The following is a 16984-nucleotide window of genomic DNA, read 5'->3' as shown; positions in this document are numbered from 1 at the left end:
CCTCGCTTTATTCAGTATCTAAATTACTTTTTCTTTTCGCTTTTTTAGGATCATAGCGGAAGCGGTCTAATGGCCGTAAGTAGCTTGGACGCTTCGCGGTATGACTATAAGGCAAGCGAAGAAACGTATCTCTATATTCTTTTGGGCGAAATGGGAATAAAGGAACAAGGTAAGGTGTTCCTAAAGATTTCAATCGCAGCAAGTGAACTAATAAGAAACAAAAACAAAATGTAATTCCTACTAAACCAAATGCCGTAGCAAACAGAATAAAAGGAAAACGCAGTAAGCGGATGGTGTTAGACATTTTAAAAATAGGCGTTGTAAAAGAAGCTAAAGCCGTCAGTGAAACAATAATAAGCAAAATATTGCTTGTTAACGCAGCTTCTACCGTTGCTTGCCCAATAACAATCCCACCTACGATTCCTAGCGTTTGACCTACTTTTGTTGGAAGTCTGGCTCCCGCTTCTCGAAGCAGTTCAATGGTAATTTCTAAAAAAAGTACTTCGATGACGGGTGGAAAAGGAACGTTTGTCCTTGAAAAAATAATAGGTCCCAGAAGATCTTTGGGCAGCATCTCATAATGATATGTAACAATGGCTACATAAAGAGGCGTAGCAAAAATAGAAAAAAAGACGCCAAAAATACGAATGACTCGGAAAAATGAGCCTAGTACCCACGGCAAATAGTAATCTTCGGGTGAAATAAAAAAATCAAGCAGCGTTGACGGTCCCGTAACCGCGTAAGGTGAACCGCTTGAAAAGAAAGCGACTTGTCCGTTTAACAGGGTAAATAATACCCGATCGATTCGCTCTGTTGTTAAAAACAGAGGAAACGGCGTAGAAGAGTTATCCGAAATTAATTGATCAAGCATCGTACTATCAAAAATAACGTCGAAATCTACATCTTCAAGACGCTGGGTCATAGTCTCTACGTGCTGAGGATTCGTTACGCCTTCTAAATAAACAAGCACGACGCGTGTTTTTGATTTATTTCCTACGGTGAGCTCTTTGAAAATAAGATTTTCGGAAATAACCGTTTTTCTCATTAAATAGAGATTGACATCTAAATCCTCTACAAAACCAATTTTAGGACCGACGACGCTAAACTCATTTTCCGTTTCATTTTCCTTTCGAAACCCTGTATCAAAGCTTTGAACTTTAATAAGAGCTACTAGCTTATCGTCTTTATGCAGTTGAAACATCACGTAGCCGCGCAGCATTTTTTCTAAAATTTCTTTTGTATCTTTTGTAATTGAAATATCTTCAATTGGCAGAACATTTTCGACTTCGTGCACACTGCTTAACGTAAAGTCTAGTTTTTGAAAGGGTTCAAGTATTTTATCTTCAACACTTTGCATGTTTACGAGCTGCTTAAAATAAGTAATGATGTATTTTCGATGCTGCGAACCAATAGCTAATGTTGTGAAATCACTTGATTTTTTAAATTGTTTAATCAGTTCATCCAATGTTTTTTTGGGCTGATTGTCTGCATTCTTTTTTTTAAATAAATGTTTAAACATAACCGTGCCCCTCGCATGACTTTCTATTACTGGTAGTTTGTTCATGTACTTCCTTTTTATTCGACTATTTTTTCTCAAGAAGAAAGGAAGAATATAAAAACAAACTTTACACTCTTTTACAATGGATAAACAGTGGGTTTACGTTTAAATGCTAACTTTAGACATGTCAGAGATAATTACATAAAGGAGCGGGTACATTTATATGAAGAAAAAATTAGCAGGTATTACACTGGCAGGAGCGGTAGCATTGGCCTCGTTTGGTGTAGGAAACTCACTTATTCAAACGGAAGCAAAAGTGGAGCATAAGTCAGCTAAGAAACCTCAAAATGTCATTATGATGGTAATGGATGGGACGAGTTCGAATGCTACTACACTCGCAAGATGGTACAAAGGAAAACCGTTACACATGGATCAGCTAATGGCCGGGGGAGTACGGGCGTATTCGGCAGAATCTGCTATTACAGATTCCGCTCCAGCAGCTACTGCTTTAGCAACAGGAAATAAATCAAATTCTGGTTATGTAGGTGTGCTCCCTTCAGTAGTGAATACACCTGGGGTTAAACCCGTAGAAAAAGAAGATCAGTTTCGTCCCGTAGCAAACGTTCTAGAAGGAGCAAAGCTTTCGGGGCGCGCGACAGGAATTGTGGCTACTTCTGAAATCCAGCACGCCACACCAGCTGGTTTTTCAGCCCACAACTACAGCCGTGATGATTTTCAAACGCTAGCGGAGCAGCAAGTGTATCAAAACATCGATGTAGTACTTGGAGGAGGTAAGCAATCTCTTCTTCCAGGAGCAGAAGAAAAAAGCCGAAAAGACGGTGAAAACTTAGTCAATGTATTGAACAAAAGAGGATATGACTTTGTAGAAAATAAAAAGGAATTAGAGCAGTCACGCGCCAAAAAAATCTGGGGGAGCTTCGCTGACCGAGACTTAGCGTATGATATGGATCGACCGCAGACAAAAGCAGAACAGCCAAAGCTGTCCCAGATGACAAATAAAGCAATAACAACACTCTCCAAAGATAAAGACGGTTTCTTCTTATTTGTTGAAGGAAGCAAAACGGATTGGGCAGCTCATGCGAATGATCCAGTAGGCATGATTAGCGATGTATTAGCGTTTGATGAAGCAGTGGGCAAGGCAGTAGAGTTCGCTAAAAAAGATGGAAATACGATGGTTATTGCGATTGCTGATCACGGAAACAGCGGTCTTTCAATCGGTAATGCAAATACAACAAAAGGATATGATACCACACCTGTTTCTGCTTATATTGATCCATTAAAAAAAGCAAAAATGACGTTAGAAGGTGCTACGTCTAACTTAAAAGAAGATTTATCAAATAAAGAAGAAGTAGCTGCTTTGTATGGTTTATCAAACCTAACTTCAGAGGAAAAAGCGCAGCTGACTAAAGCAAGAGATAAAAAAGAAATGAGTGCTACACTATCAAAGCTATTAGCCAACCGAGCAAACCTTGGGTTCACAACGGGCGGTCATACGGGTGAGGATGTATTTCTGTATTCATACGGCGTCAATCGACCAACGGGGCACTTTGATAATACGGATATTGCCAAACATATGGCTAAGTCAATGAATATTAACTTAAACGAGTTAACAAATGAATTATTTATTGAAGCAAATAAAGCTTTTAAAGGCTCAAATGTAGCGGTGGACTCAAAAGATAAAAACAACCCTGTGCTCGTTGTTACAAACAATAAGCGAACGGTACGTTTTCCGGTAAATAAAAATATTGCGATTGTAAATGGAAAAGAGATACGGATGGACAGCGTGGTGGTACAGGATAAAAAGGGTCGCTTCTTTGTATCGAAACAGGCACAGCAAATTGTAAAAAATGCAAAATAAGAAATGAATGTAAAACAGGCCGAAGTATAACTTTAGGCCTGTTTTTTTACAGATAATAGATGGATAATTAGATGTATTAGCCTTTAGAGAGGAATGAATTGATTTATTTTACAAATAAATAGCTTTGAACTCTAAAGGAATGGAAAGTCTTCACCTTTAAATATATGTGATTTATACTATGAAATGGTATAATAATCATAGTTCTAAAAGGAACTAGTTCGGAATACATATGTAAGTTCATAACGTTATATGCTAGAATTTTTATAATAAAATGAATAAAAAATACATAAATTTCTTCAAGTGAAATTACAAATACAGGGTTATTAAGGGTTGTATGTAAGTAATTACCTTGAATAAAAAGTAAAAAAATGAATAAAAGTATGGGTGGAAGAACGTAGAACATGTTTTAATAGTAAGAGAAGACAAAATGATTGAAAATAGCGTGTCGCCTTTATTAAAAATATTAAATAAAGATTCTGGCATGCTGATTTGCAGATTATAAAAAGGGTATTAAATCATTGTTAGGAAAATAAATGATAATAGATAAACGGTTTTATTTCTTCTTCTAGAAAACCTACAATTATTGCAATATTCCCCATGAACAATCGTTGTGCGTTCCATTAACGATTAGCGTCCGTGTAGATCATTCATCTCAACATAAAAACACTATAAAGATGTGTAGACATGCATAAAACAGAATGGGCAATAGTTCGTACTATACTTTAACATTGTATCCTAGGGGGAGTCAGGATGAACAAAATCAACTTAATTATTGCCGATGATAACGAAGATTCGGTTGAAATTTTAGATTATTTTATAGAACAGCTTCCGGAATTTGAAGTGATTGGCATCTGCAAAGACGGAGAGCAGCTTGTACAGGAAGTGATGGCTAAGAGTCCAGACCTTTTGCTCGTAGACATTAATATGCCTACGATTAACGGTGTAGATGCCATAAAAAAGTGCCTGCGCATTAAGCCGAATTTAAACTTCATTTTTATCACCGGTTATGATGAATTTGCTGTGAAGGCATTCGAGTTGTCGGCACTGGATTACATTGTAAAACCAATTGAAAAAACCAGACTTTATATGGCGCTAGAGCGGGCAAAAAACTCCATTGGAGTTGATAAAAATCAGTCAAAAAAGCCAGGTGAGCAATTAAAAAGACTGCCTGTAAAATTTAATGGATCTACTTATTACATTCCAATTGATCAAATTATTTTTATCGAAAAGTCCGGAAAAAAATGCTTAATCTATACTCAATCACGTGTCTATGAGACATATGAAAATATTAGTGATATCTATATGTATTTGAACCCTTCTGTATTCAGTCAAACACATCGGTCTTATATCGTAAATTTGCAGAAAGTTTCGCACATCACGCCAAAAAACGAAACATATCTTGTTTATTTCTTAGAAATTGATGAATATGCTCATATCTCAAAATTAAAAATCCAAGACGTTCAAAAACAGCTGCATCAGTTAATGACAAATTAAGAGATGCTGCTGCTTCTAAAATAGTTATGTTGATGAAAGGACGAAGCTTATGTAAGTTTCGTCTATTTCATGTGTCTGCTTTCGGAATAAATGATCGTAATATAGTTCTTATAAGGAGAGTTAGATAGAAGAAGTAACGTTAAAGTGAAAGGAAAGAAAATGATTTCAATTACTGGTCACTATAATGAATTTACCGTATTTCTTGCTGTCATTGTAGGGATTCTTGCCTCTTATACAGCACTTGATATTATGAGCAAAATGATAAAAAAACAGCGAAACAATTATTTGTGGCTCACACTGTCAGCAACTTCAATGGGGCTTGGAGTGGGGGCGATGCATTATATTGCGATGCTTGCTTATTATGTTCCTGTTAGCTTTCATTTTGATGCTGTACTTTCTGTTCTAGCTTTAATAATAGCAATTAGCGGGTCATTAGTTGCGTTTTGGACATTCTGGAAATGGCGCACGTCGGTATGGTCAGGGCTCATTTTAGGAAGCAGTATTCTGGGTACGCATTACATTGCAATGGCAGCAATCGAAACAGAAGCACACATTCATTATGCGATGCTATCTGTTTTGCTTTCCATCATCATCGCCCTGGTCGTTGCATTTTATGCGATGCACTTGTTTTTTCGTTCGAAAAGCGTGAAAGCTAATCCATTTCTTAAACTTGTTAGCTCCATTTTGCTAGGTATTGGCATTTCAGCTATGCATTTCATTAGTATGTATGGAATGAAGCTGCATATTGCACATTCAGTTGCTAGAAGGTGGGGCCAGTGGCTGCCGTATCAAGCGCCGTTTTCCAATATTATTGCAAGTATCACGATTACGCTACTCATTGTCTTCCTGCTCGTTGCTGCTTTTAAGCGTCAGGAAGAAGTGAGGGAAAGTCAATTAAAAGAAGAGTATTATCAATCTCTTTTTAACTACAATCCCAATATTGTGTGTGCAGTTGATTTATACGGCAATATTCAAACGATTAACCCAAAAGGAATCGAGCTAACAGGATACACGTTAAATAAAATGGAGACAATCCCGTTTCCTTCTATGTTCAGAGAAGCTGAAAGAGCTGAAGAATATATGTGGAAATCCCTGAGCGGAGACTCTGTATATTATGAGGCAACGCTGATTCGAAAAGATAATCAGCCTGTATACGTTGAAGTCACGCAAATGCCCATTATTGTTTATGATCAAATTAAAGGAAGTTACGTTATCGCCAAAGATGTGACAGATCGAAAAAGGGCTCAACAGCAGCTTCTGGATTTACAAAAAGATTTAAAACGCACGCTTTCACAGCAAGATGGTACTATTTTTAAATTTGTGAAGAACAGTAAAGGATATGTCTATACGATGTGCGAAGGCAAAATGATTCGTGAAATGGGATATGAGGAAATAGATGTTGTCGGAAAAACACCTGAGGAATTTTTACCTGAATCCTACGCAAGAGATAATAGGAGTTACTATGATAAAGCATGGGCGGGAGAGAAAGTGTCGTATGAAGTACTTTTGAACGACTTTGCTTACTATACGAAATTAACACCTCATATCTACAAAGGAGAAGTACAAGAAGTTATTGGTTCTATAGTAGATATTACTGATCTTCACGAAGCAAGAGAAAAGCTGGCTAAAAGTGAAAGCATGTATCGATCCGTTCTTTCTACAATGTCAGAAGGCGTGGTGTTTCATGACCTTGAAGGTAACTTAATTGCTGCCAATGCATACGCTGCTAAGATTCTAAACGTGCCTTATGACCAAATGTTATCGGTTAACCCGTTTGGTTTAGACTGGGAAATTATTCATCCTGATGGTACAGCTTTTGCACTCGAAGATATTCCATCTGTCCGCTGTCTTCATACAAAAGAGCCTGTGCGAAATACAGTCATGGGCATTTATTTAAATGAGAAAAAGTTGACTTGGCTTTCGGTGAATGCTGAACCTCTGCAAGAAAGCAAATATTATAAAGGCGTAGTTGTCACATTTTATGATATTACAAAGCAGCAGGAACAAGAACAAGACCTGCTTCATTCCAATCAGCAAATGATTATAGCCAAAGAAGAAGCGGAAAAAGCAAATCAGGCTAAGTCAGAATTTTTATCAAAAGTAAGCCATGAACTTCGAACGCCTTTAAACAGTATTTTAGGCTATGCACAGATATTGGAAGAGCAAGGAGAAAAAGATTTAACAGAAAAACAATTGAATCGTATACGAAAAATTTTAAAAGCAGGTAATCATCTTCTTTATTTAATAAATGAAACGCTTGATTTATCGAAAATTGAATCAGGTCACTTAGCGATTAACCTTGAACCAGTGTCGGTAAAAGAAGCAATTGAAGACGCGCTTAAAATTATGAAACCATTAGCAAAAGATAAGCATAGTATATTTTATACTCGCTTTCACGCATACCAAGAAGTGTTTGTTGAAGTAGATGAACTTCGTTTTCAGCAGATCTTATTAAATCTGCTTACAAACGCCATTAAATATTCGCCCGCTTATCGCGATATCATTATCTATACCAATATTACTCAGCATCACGTAACCATATTGATTGAAGATAGGGGCTTTGGAATTCCAGCTTCAGAATTAAATCGGATTTTTGAGCCTTTCTATCGCGTGAATAGACTAGAAAAAGACGGAACAGGGATTGGGCTGGCGCTTGTAAAGCAGCTTGTTGTCTTAATGAATGGAACGTGCGGAGTGCGAAGTGAAGAAGGAAAAGGCAGTACATTTTGGGTTCGTTTTCCCTTAGTACATCCACCTGTTCCTAAACGCTTATCCAATGAAAGGGAAGCCGAGTCATTTTTAGGTTTTTCCATGCCGATCTCAATTGTGTATATTGAGGATAACGATACAAATATTGAGCTTATGCAATCGATTCTTTCTCCATATAAAAACGTTAAGCTCTTAGTTGCCAAAACAGGAGAAAACGGCATCGGGCTAATCAAGTCTATTTCACCGGATATGATCTTAATTGATATTGATCTGCCTGATATGAATGGTTTTGAGGTATGCACACAGCTTCAGCTGGAAAAAGAGTTGAAGAATATTCCGCGAGTTGCCTTGAGTGCAAGCGCAATGCAAAGCGACATCGATCAAGCTTTTTTAGTCGGTTTTAGTGAATACGTAACAAAGCCTATTCATATTGCCACGTTTTTAAACGTATTAAAACGCTTAACAAAAGCTTAACAAAAGTTTAGAGGGCTTTTCATTGACTTATTAGTGGACCTTTTGTAAAATAAAAACAACTTAATACATTTACTTCTTACGGAGTAAAGGGGAGTAGCGTCAGGGAAACCTGAAACAAAGTCGTCATTACATGGAGTATTCCATCGGCTTTGTTGGCATAATGATTATGCTTAGCAAGACCTTTGCCATATTTGGCAAAGGTCTTTTTGTGTTTTATTCCGGTAATGAGAATAAATCAACTTATACAAAGAAACGAGAGGGGATTTTTATGGATGCATCGCTTTTGTTAGAATATGGATGGGTATTGTTGGTGCTGGTTGCATTAGAAGGAATTTTGGCGGCGGATAATGCTCTTGTAATGGCCATTATGGTCAAACATTTACCGGAAGAAAAACGCAAGAAGGCATTGTTTTACGGATTAGCCGGTGCCTTTATTTTTAGATTCGGTTCATTGTTTTTGATTTCATTTTTGGTAGATGTATGGCAGCTTCAAGCAATAGGAGCTGTTTACTTATTGTTCATTTCCATTAATCATATTGTGAAGCGATATGTGAAAAAAGGTGATCATGAAAAAGTAAAAGAAGCGGACGGAAAAAAGGGCTCAGGTTTCTGGATGACGGTCTTGAAAGTAGAAGTAGCGGACATTGCTTTTGCGGTTGATTCAATTTTGGCTGCTGTGGCTCTTGCCGTTACGTTGCCAACAACCAATCTTCCTAAAATTGGCGGACTCGATGGCGGACAATTCTTGGTGATTTTTGCCGGAGGAATTATGGGACTAATCATTATGCGTTTTGCTGCAACTTGGTTCGTCAAGCTATTAAATACGCGCCCGGGGCTAGAAACGGCGGCTTTTGCTATCGTAGGCTGGGTAGGGGTTAAGTTAGCAGTTTACACTCTTGCTCATCCGGAGTTAGGTATTATTAATGAACACTTCCCTGAATCAAAAGTATGGAAAATTACGTTTTGGGTTGTGTTACTTGGCATAGCAGCTTCAGGCTGGTTTTTATCTAAAAACAAAGAACAAACTGATCTTGAAGGTTCAGAGAAAGAAAAAGACTCATTAAAGAAAATTGAAAATCAATAATACAAAAAAACGCGCTTTTAATGCGCGTTTTTTTGTATATTAAGATAAAATACCTAGTTTAAATTGTTTTGAGAAAGGGTAAAAGAACTAACTGATGTTTAATTACTGTATATCCGAATGTTTTGCTTTTTCGTTCATATTCTGTAAAGAACGGAAGCAGCGTTGGATAATTCAGTTCAATGAAGTTTATTTCAGTTCATAAACATATATTTCAAATGTATGTTAATTGGTAAAATTGAGCTATTATGGGTTATAATAAAGAGAAATTAAAAGGAGCAGAGCGCTTCTTGACCCTGTTCGTCATCAAAAGAATGGATATTAACATGGTATAAAGCAACTGAGTATAGTAAAAGAGGTGAAGCCAATGCTCACAAAAGTTCAAACGCCTCCATCGCTTGAAACGCTTGTACTGACGATTCAGCAAGGGGATAAACAATTACATAACGAAATGATTCAACAATATAAACCGTTTATTGCTAAAGTTGTTTCAGCTGTATGTAAACGTTATATAAGTGAAGCTGACGATGAATTTAGCATTGGTCTGATTGCGTTTAATGAAGCCATTGAAAATTACACAATCCAAAAAGGTCGATCCCTTCTTGCATTTGCGGAACTGATTATTAAAAGAAGAGTCATCGACTATATTCGAAAAGAAAAGCGAAACCAAACGCTGCTCTATAGCCGAATTGAAAATGAAGGTTTTATGCAAGGTAAGGTAGAAAGGGATATATCGCTTTCTAACTATAAAAGGCAAAGTGAAACTTCATATATTCAAGAGGAAATGACTTATTTTTGTCAGACGCTGGAACTGTTTAAATTAACTCTTGAAGACATTATTAACACGTCTCCTAAACATAAGGATGCAAGGGGAAACGCAGTGGAAGTTGCATCTTTTATCGTCAATGAAAAAGAATTAAAAGATAAGCTGTTTTTAAAGCGGCAGCTTCCCATTCGCTTGATTGAAAAACATGTCAAAGTGAGCCGGAAAACAATTGAAAGAAACCGGAAATATATCATCGCAATGGTTATTATATTAGCGGGGGACTACGTGTATTTAAAAGACTATATTATGTAAGAAAAAGGCACACGCAGGTGCCTTTTTTTTAGCCATGTTATGAAGTTATGTTTTATTTTTGTGTGCTGCCGCTTAAGTGAGCTTGAGCTTGTTGCACCAAGCGTTTTGTGATTTCTCCGCCTACTGAACCGTTGCTGCGTGCAGCAGTGTCAGAACCTAGAGTTACCCCAAATTCTTGAGCGATTTCGTATTTATATTGATCTAAAAATTGTTCTACTCCTGGTGTTAATAGTTTATTTGTTCTAGCCATGATTAGTCATCTCCTTTTTTAGTTGTACAGCAGTTCACTGCTGTACCTGTATTATTTGCTGTTTACTATTTTGCATACTGGTAATGGTTTGCAAGAAAGTATAAAAAAGCCCAGCTTTCAAAGAAGCTGGGCTTTTTTATATATTATTTTACAACTGCATATTGCTCAAGAGACTGAGCAAATGATTTTTGAAGAGATTTTACTTGCTCTACGTATGCATCAGATACGTGTTGGAACTCTTGACGCGTTTTCTTTTGCTCTTCTACTAATTGTGTTACTACTTGATGATATTGTTCTTGAGCTTGCTTTACTAAAGAATAGCTTGATTTGCTTTGGTTAAGAGAAAGCTCTTGTAATTTATTTAATGCTTCATGCGTGCGGTTTGTCCATTCTTCATAAGAATCGGCAACAGCGTTACCAGCTGTTTTACGTAAGTTTTCAACTGTTTTTTGTTGAATATTTTCTAATTCAGCTTTCCACTGTTTGTCTGTTGCTTGAAGTTGTTCAACTGCTTTTGTTACAAATTCTTGCTGTTGCTCAAGTGCTTTTAACGTCCATTGCTCAATTTGTTTGTTTCCGTCTGCAATGTTTTGTAACCCCTTTGTCCATTGTTCCCACATTGCATCAATTACTGTATCATACTTTACTGTTGACATAATCAAATTCCTCCTTGAATAATTTGGTCTGGCGAACAGTTATCGTAATGAACAAAACGTTAAAGAAGAAATTCGTAGTTGTGTAATAAACCTAACATTCCGCGCTCGCTGGTTGACCGTGAAATTTATTTAACATTATATTAGGAAACGCAGATGTACTGCGTGAATCCCTTTAATCGTTTTCTTCCTCTTTTGATTCTTTTGACTTTTTAGAAGAAGAAGAGCTAAAAGGGAACAACATGTCGGTATACATGTGAAAAAATGAATCTAACATGTTTTGATACTGTTCAAGTGAATTAGCCCACATGCTTAAATATTGTTCACCGGCATCTGTTAATGAGTAAATCCGGCGTGCAGGTCCTTCAGCTGACGTATCCCATTGCGATGTAATCAAGTTGTCTTTTTCAAGCTGTCTCAGCGTGCGGTAGACATTTCCTTGATCAACTGATGTGAATCCAAAGCTCATTAGTTGCTGAATGAGCTTGTAACCATGTAGATTCCAACCTCTTAAACTTAAAAGAAGAAAAGGAACCATCAAGTTTTTTGGTGCACCGCTAATCGATTTTTCTAAGTTGTTTGAATTAGAGGTGTTATCTTTTTCACTTGATCCCAAGGTAATCACCCCTTCGAAAAAAGAGAATTTGTTTTCTATATGTGTAATTTACACCTAGATGAAAAAATTGTCAACACTTTAAAACAGGTCTTTCAAATACAGGAAAAAAGAACGATTTTTTGAATTTCGACAAAAAGCGTCAAAAAAATTCAAAAATAAACAAAGATTTAGAATTGTTTATTTTGGAAAACGAATTTATAATAGTACATGTAGGTAATTTTTATAACATTTATAATTTGTTGGTAAGTGAATTGTGAAAAGATTTACATTATCCAATAAATAAACGCAAAATTGGTTGCGTTTACTTAGAGCTTCTAATATGTCGCTTGTCACATTAAGTGTCCATATTGAAAGCCATCACTTTTAACGTACACAAGAAAGGAGATGGAGTTTTGGAACAGCAAAAAGTATTTGATCCGTTTCAAGCATGGAAAGACGTATATGACAAAACCGAATCTTACTGGGGTAAAGTTATTGGGGACAATATGAATCGTGAAGAATTTTCCCAGCTCATGGGAAATGTGCTAAATATGAACCTTCAATATCAACAAGCAGTAAATGAAGTAACGGGGCGCTATCTGCACCAAGTAAATGTACCCACAAAAGAAGATGTAGCAAACGTTGCGTCATTAGTCATCAATGTGGAAGAAAAAGTAGAATTATTAGAAGAGCAATTTGATGATCGTTTTGATGAATTAGAAGCACAGCAAGAAAGTGCATCCGCTTTGAAAAAAGATGTAACTAAGCTGAAATCTGATGTCAAATCATTAGACAAAAAACTCGACAAAGTTTTATCTCTTCTTGAAGGGCAGCAAAAAACACAAGACGAGTTAAAAGAAACGATTCAACAACAAATTAAAACTCAAGGTGAGCAGCTTCAGGCTCAGCTGTTAGAAAAACAAGAAAAATTAGCTGAAAAGCCAAAGGCAGAAGCTAAAGCTGAAGCAAAACCATCAAACGCTCAAAAAACTGAGCAACCGGCTCGCAAGTAGGGCATAGGGGATTTTAAAACAACATTAACTGCTGTATTTACAGTAAAAATCATCGCTGAAGAAGCAAGGGGGAAATTTTTCATGACAACATTACAAGGTAAAGTAGCAATCGTAACAGGCGGATCTAAAGGTATCGGGGCAGCAATTACACGTGAGCTTGCTTCTAATGGAGTAAAAGTAGCAGTAAACTATAACAGCAGTAAAGAATCTGCAGAAGCAATTGTAAAAGAAATTAAAGACAACGGCGGCGAAGCTATTGCGGTTCAAGCTGACGTGTCTTATGTAGATCAAGCAAAACACCTAATCGAAGAAACAAAAGCTGCGTTTGGTCAATTGGACATTCTAGTAAACAATGCTGGAATTACGCGTGACCGTTCATTCAAGAAGTTAGGCGAAGAAGATTGGAAAAAAGTAATTGATGTAAACTTACATAGCGTATACAACACAACATCAGCTGCGCTAACGCATCTTTTAGAATCTGAAGGCGGTCGTGTTATCAATATTTCATCAATTATTGGTCAAGCGGGCGGATTTGGTCAAACAAACTACTCAGCTGCTAAAGCAGGTATGCTAGGATTCACTAAATCATTAGCTCTTGAACTAGCTAAGTCAGGCGTAACAGTTAATGCAATTTGCCCAGGATTTATTGAAACGGAAATGGTAATGGCAATGCCGGAAGAAGTACGTGCAAAAGTTGTTGCGAAAATTCCAACTCGTCGCTTAGGCCACGCTGAAGAAATTGCACGCGGAGTTGTTTACTTAGCAAAAGACGGCGCGTACATTACAGGACAACAGTTAAACATTAACGGCGGCTTATACATGTAATAGATGCTGGCCCTGACTTTTGTCGGGGCTGTGCTTGTTAACTAACTACTAATGAAATGAAAGGGTGTGTATATTCGTGGCAATTCCTTACGTGCAAGAGTGGGAAAAATTAATCAAATCAATGCCAAGTGAATATAAAAGTTCTGCAAGACGTTTTAAGCGTGCATATGAAATTATGACAACAGAAGCGGAACCGGAAGTTGGATTAACACCAAAAGAGGTTATTTGGAAAAAGAACAAAGCGAAATTATATCGCTATACGCCAGTAAAAGATAACCTTCATAAAACACCAATTTTACTCGTATATGCACTGATCAATAAACCGTATATTTTGGATTTGACACCTGGGAACAGCCTTGTTGAATACTTATTAAACCGCGGTTTTGACGTGTATTTACTTGACTGGGGAACTCCTGGACTTGAAGACAGCAATATGAAGCTAGATGATTATATTGTGGATTATATTCCAAAAGCGGCGAAAAAGGTGCTGCGCACTTCTAAGTCTCCTGATTTGTCTGTTCTTGGTTACTGCATGGGCGGAACTATGACATCTATTTTTGCTGCATTAAATGAAGACTTGCCGATTAAAAACTTAATTTTTATGACAAGTCCATTTGATTTCTCGGATACAGGTTTATACGGGGCATTCCTAGACGACCGCTACTTTAATTTAGATAAAGCAGTAGATACATTTGGAAACATCCCTCCAGAGATGATTGACTTTGGAAACAAGATGCTAAAGCCAATCACAAATTTTTACGGTCCGTATGTAACGCTGGTGGATCGTTCGGAAAATCAGCGCTTTGTTGAAAGCTGGAAGCTCATGCAAAAGTGGGTTGCTGACGGAATCCCATTTGCTGGTGAAGCTTATCGTCAGTGGATTCGCGACTTCTATCAACAAAACAAATTAATCAATGGTGAACTTGAAGTTCGCGGACGCAAAGTAGATTTGAAAAATATTAAAGCTAATATTTTAAACATTGCTGCTAGCCGTGATCATATTGCGATGCCGCATCAAGTGGCAGCTTTAATGGACGCTGTTTCAAGTGAAGATAAAGAGTACAAATTGCTGCAAACAGGTCACGTATCTGTTGTATTTGGTCCAAAAGCAGTGAAGGAAACATATCCTTCAATCGGCGATTGGCTAGAAAAGCGCTCTAAATAAAATAAAGACGAGGCTGGGACAAAAGTATTTCAGCCGAAGTAAAAAACGAACCATTGATATCAGTGGTTCGTTTTTTTGTTATGGTGAACGCAGGATTCAAGTATGCAGTTGCTTCTAGCTGGTGATTGGAGAGCAAGGCGAAGACTCCTGCGGGGAAAGCGGAACAGGTGAGACCCCGCAGGAGCGTAAGCGACGAGGAGGCTCAGCGGTCGCCCGCGGAAAGCGAAGTCTTGCACGGAAATCAACAGCTGTGTCTCAAGTGTCCATACGAGCTCATGTATCCCATTTATTTGTCTTTAGATTAGATTAATTTAATTATGTCTCGACCTCGTTTTTTTGTATAAACAGACAATATTGAGTGACGGTTCTTGATGCAGGCTGCTTGGATTTATGATATCTAATGACAAGTGAGGTGACTTCTTTTATACTAATGTAGTCACCTTCTTGAACATGGGATTTTTTACATGGATATTGCGATCCATGTAACAATGAGTATGCTTTGGGAAGAAAGAAGAAAACTATTAGTATTATAACAAAAAAAGGAATGTCAGATTATGCCGCAACCATGGAAACGACGAGTAAGGCAGATGTCTTCAGCTCAAATTATTGTTACATTTTACATAGTGGCTGTTACGCTTGGATTTCTATTGCTTAGTATTCCAGAAGCTTTAAAGCCGGGAGTGAAGTTAGCATTTATTGATCGCTTATTTATTGCCGTTAGTGCGGTAAGTGTAACAGGGCTGACACCTGTTTCTACTCCGGATACATTTAGTACGACGGGCTATTTTTTGCTCGCTTTTATCTTTCAAATCGGTGGTATTGGTGTGATGACACTCAGTACATTCATTTGGATGATTTTAGGTAAAAAAATTGGTTTAAAGGAACGTCAGCTCATTATGACAGATCATAACCAATCCCGTTTATCAGGATTAGTTGACTTGATGAGAAATATTTTATTTATTATTTTTGCTATTGAACTAGTTGGTGCCATTATTTTAGGATTACATTTTCTCCGTTACTATTCGAGCTGGACAGATGCGTTTCTGCATGGTTTCTTTGCTTCTGTCAGCGCTACAACAAATGCCGGCTTCGATATTACAGGAACTTCATTTATTCCTTACGCCCACGATTATTTTGTACAAGTGGTAACCGTTATTTTAATTACGCTTGGAGCGATTGGATTCCCTGTATTAATTGAGATTAAGCACTATTTTTTAACGTTTAAAGAGAAGCGTAAATTTCAATTTTCTCTATTTACGAAGCTGACGAGCATTATGTTTTTTCTGCTGTTAGCAGGGGGAACAATTTTAATTCTTGTGCTAGAGCATTCAGGGTTTTTAGCAGATAAGTCTTGGGATGAATCGTTTTTTTATGCGTTTTTCCAATCCGCTGCCACAAGGAGCGGAGGAGTGGCGACCATGAATATTAATGAGTTTTCCCTTCCTACGTTAATTATGATGAGCGCGATGATGTTTATCGGGGCTTCACCGAGCTCAGTAGGGGGAGGAATTCGTACGACGACGTTTGCATTAAATATTCTTTTCCTGTTTTATTACGTAAGAGGAAATAAGACGATTAAAATCTTTCGCCGCGAAATTCATGAAGATGACATTATCAAATCAGTAGCCGTGTCGATGTTAGCCGTGATCATTTGCTCGATTTCTCTTCTTATTTTAAGTGTTACAGAACATTTTTCTCTCATTGAGCTTATTTTTGAAGTGTGTTCAGCTTTTGGGACAACCGGTTTATCAATGGGAATTACAGGAGGGCTTTCTGATATCGGTAAATGCGTTATTATGATTTTAATGTTCATTGGCCGAATTGGCATGTTTTCATTCATTTTAATGCTTCGCCGTCCAACGTCTGGACCGGATTATCACTATCCGAAAGAACGTATTATTATTGGATAAAAGAGGCTGGGACAAAAATATGTTAGTTGGAAATCCGAACGAGTTTGTTTCTTGATTAAGAATCTAACTCGTTCGGATCTTTTTATTATGATGGTGAACGTAGGTTTCATGTAGCTGCTTCTAGCTGTTGATGGGAGGGCGAGGCTTATCGACCGCCCGCGGAAAGCGAAGCCTTGCACGGAAATCAACAGCGGTGTCACAAGCGGTTCAACGCATTTATCCTAGTTGTTCGTATTTAGAGTAAAGTGATTTTGTTATGTTTCAACCGCTTTTTTACAGCTTTTTCTGCTTATATTGCTTAGCAAAAGGCGCATTCTAAGAAAAGGAAGTTCAATGGACTTCCAAGCATAGGAGGGATAG

The 16984-nt window shown here is 37.4% G+C and carries 14 protein-coding genes and 1 riboswitch; of the genes, 10 read left to right on the top strand and 4 right to left on the bottom strand.

The window, feature by feature from the left end; translation table 11 throughout:
• Positions 1-7: 7 nt before the first annotated feature.
• Positions 8-1519 carry a spore germination protein gene (locus ACXAE4_RS21745; protein WP_475236881.1) on the bottom strand — a complete coding sequence of 504 codons (1512 nt, stop codon included), beginning with the start codon at positions 1517-1519 and terminating at the stop codon, positions 8-10.
• Positions 1520-1721: 202 nt separating this feature from the next.
• Between ACXAE4_RS21745 and ACXAE4_RS21740 the strand changes: the two genes are divergently transcribed.
• The 5 genes from ACXAE4_RS21740 to sigI all read left to right on the top strand — a co-directional run bounded on the left by ACXAE4_RS21740 (position 1722) and on the right by sigI (position 10213).
• Positions 1722-3377, top strand: a complete 1656-nt coding sequence (locus ACXAE4_RS21740) for an alkaline phosphatase (protein ID WP_289578816.1) — start codon at positions 1722-1724, stop codon at positions 3375-3377.
• Positions 3378-4127: 750 nt separating this feature from the next.
• A complete protein-coding gene (locus ACXAE4_RS21735) occupies positions 4128-4871 on the top strand; it encodes a LytR/AlgR family response regulator transcription factor (protein WP_289578817.1) in 744 nt (247 codons plus the stop codon).
• Positions 4872-5030: 159 nt separating this feature from the next.
• Complete coding sequence (locus ACXAE4_RS21730) at positions 5031-8054, top strand: PAS domain S-box protein (protein ID WP_289578818.1); 3024 nt, start codon at positions 5031-5033, stop codon at positions 8052-8054.
• 76 nt (positions 8055-8130) lie between these two features.
• Positions 8131-8226: riboswitch (yybP-ykoY riboswitch) on the top strand.
• Between the two features lie 96 nt (positions 8227-8322).
• Entirely contained in the window at positions 8323-9138 is an 816-nt protein-coding gene (locus tag ACXAE4_RS21725; protein ID WP_289578819.1) for a TerC family protein, read from the top strand.
• A gap of 364 nt (positions 9139-9502) precedes the next feature.
• Positions 9503-10213 carry an RNA polymerase sigma factor SigI gene (gene sigI / locus ACXAE4_RS21720; protein ID WP_033578364.1) on the top strand — a complete coding sequence of 237 codons (711 nt, stop codon included), beginning with the start codon at positions 9503-9505 and terminating at the stop codon, positions 10211-10213.
• A 52-nt stretch (positions 10214-10265) separates the two neighbouring features.
• Here the strand turns inward: sigI and ACXAE4_RS21715 are convergent, their stop codons facing one another.
• From ACXAE4_RS21715 to phaQ, 3 genes are all read right to left on the bottom strand, one after another.
• The gene (locus tag ACXAE4_RS21715) at positions 10266-10463 is read right to left on the bottom strand and encodes an alpha/beta-type small acid-soluble spore protein (protein WP_013055933.1); all 198 of its coding nucleotides are present in this window, start codon (positions 10461-10463) and stop codon (positions 10266-10268) included.
• A 143-nt stretch (positions 10464-10606) separates the two neighbouring features.
• Positions 10607-11119 carry a polyhydroxyalkanoic acid inclusion protein PhaP gene (phaP, locus tag ACXAE4_RS21710; RefSeq protein ID WP_475236879.1) on the bottom strand — a complete coding sequence of 171 codons (513 nt, stop codon included), beginning with the start codon at positions 11117-11119 and terminating at the stop codon, positions 10607-10609.
• A 172-nt stretch (positions 11120-11291) separates the two neighbouring features.
• Positions 11292-11732 carry a poly-beta-hydroxybutyrate-responsive repressor gene (gene phaQ / locus ACXAE4_RS21705; RefSeq protein WP_013055935.1) on the bottom strand — a complete coding sequence of 147 codons (441 nt, stop codon included), beginning with the start codon at positions 11730-11732 and terminating at the stop codon, positions 11292-11294.
• Between the two features lie 392 nt (positions 11733-12124).
• Here phaQ and phaR point away from each other — a divergent pair, with 392 nt between their 5' ends.
• The 5 genes from phaR to ACXAE4_RS21680 all read left to right on the top strand — a co-directional run bounded on the left by phaR (position 12125) and on the right by ACXAE4_RS21680 (position 16624).
• Positions 12125-12724, top strand: a complete 600-nt coding sequence (gene phaR / locus ACXAE4_RS21700) for a polyhydroxyalkanoic acid synthase subunit PhaR (RefSeq protein WP_028414183.1) — start codon at positions 12125-12127, stop codon at positions 12722-12724.
• Positions 12725-12805: 81 nt separating this feature from the next.
• Complete coding sequence (gene phbB, locus ACXAE4_RS21695) at positions 12806-13549, top strand: acetoacetyl-CoA reductase (RefSeq protein WP_014461095.1); 744 nt, start codon at positions 12806-12808, stop codon at positions 13547-13549.
• 76 nt (positions 13550-13625) lie between these two features.
• On the top strand, positions 13626-14714 hold the full coding sequence (locus ACXAE4_RS21690) for a class III poly(R)-hydroxyalkanoic acid synthase subunit PhaC (RefSeq protein ID WP_013055939.1): 1089 nt from the start codon (positions 13626-13628) through the stop codon (positions 14712-14714).
• Positions 14715-14835: 121 nt separating this feature from the next.
• Complete coding sequence (locus ACXAE4_RS21685; protein WP_176344400.1) at positions 14836-15024, top strand: hypothetical protein; 189 nt, start codon at positions 14836-14838, stop codon at positions 15022-15024.
• Positions 15025-15268: 244 nt separating this feature from the next.
• Entirely contained in the window at positions 15269-16624 is a 1356-nt protein-coding gene (locus ACXAE4_RS21680) for a TrkH family potassium uptake protein (RefSeq protein WP_165635658.1), read from the top strand.
• Positions 16625-16984 lie beyond the last annotated feature (360 nt).

The sequence above is a fragment of the Priestia sp. ABM2_011 genome (genome assembly GCF_056158845.1).
This window is presented reverse-complemented; position numbering and strand designations above follow the sequence as displayed.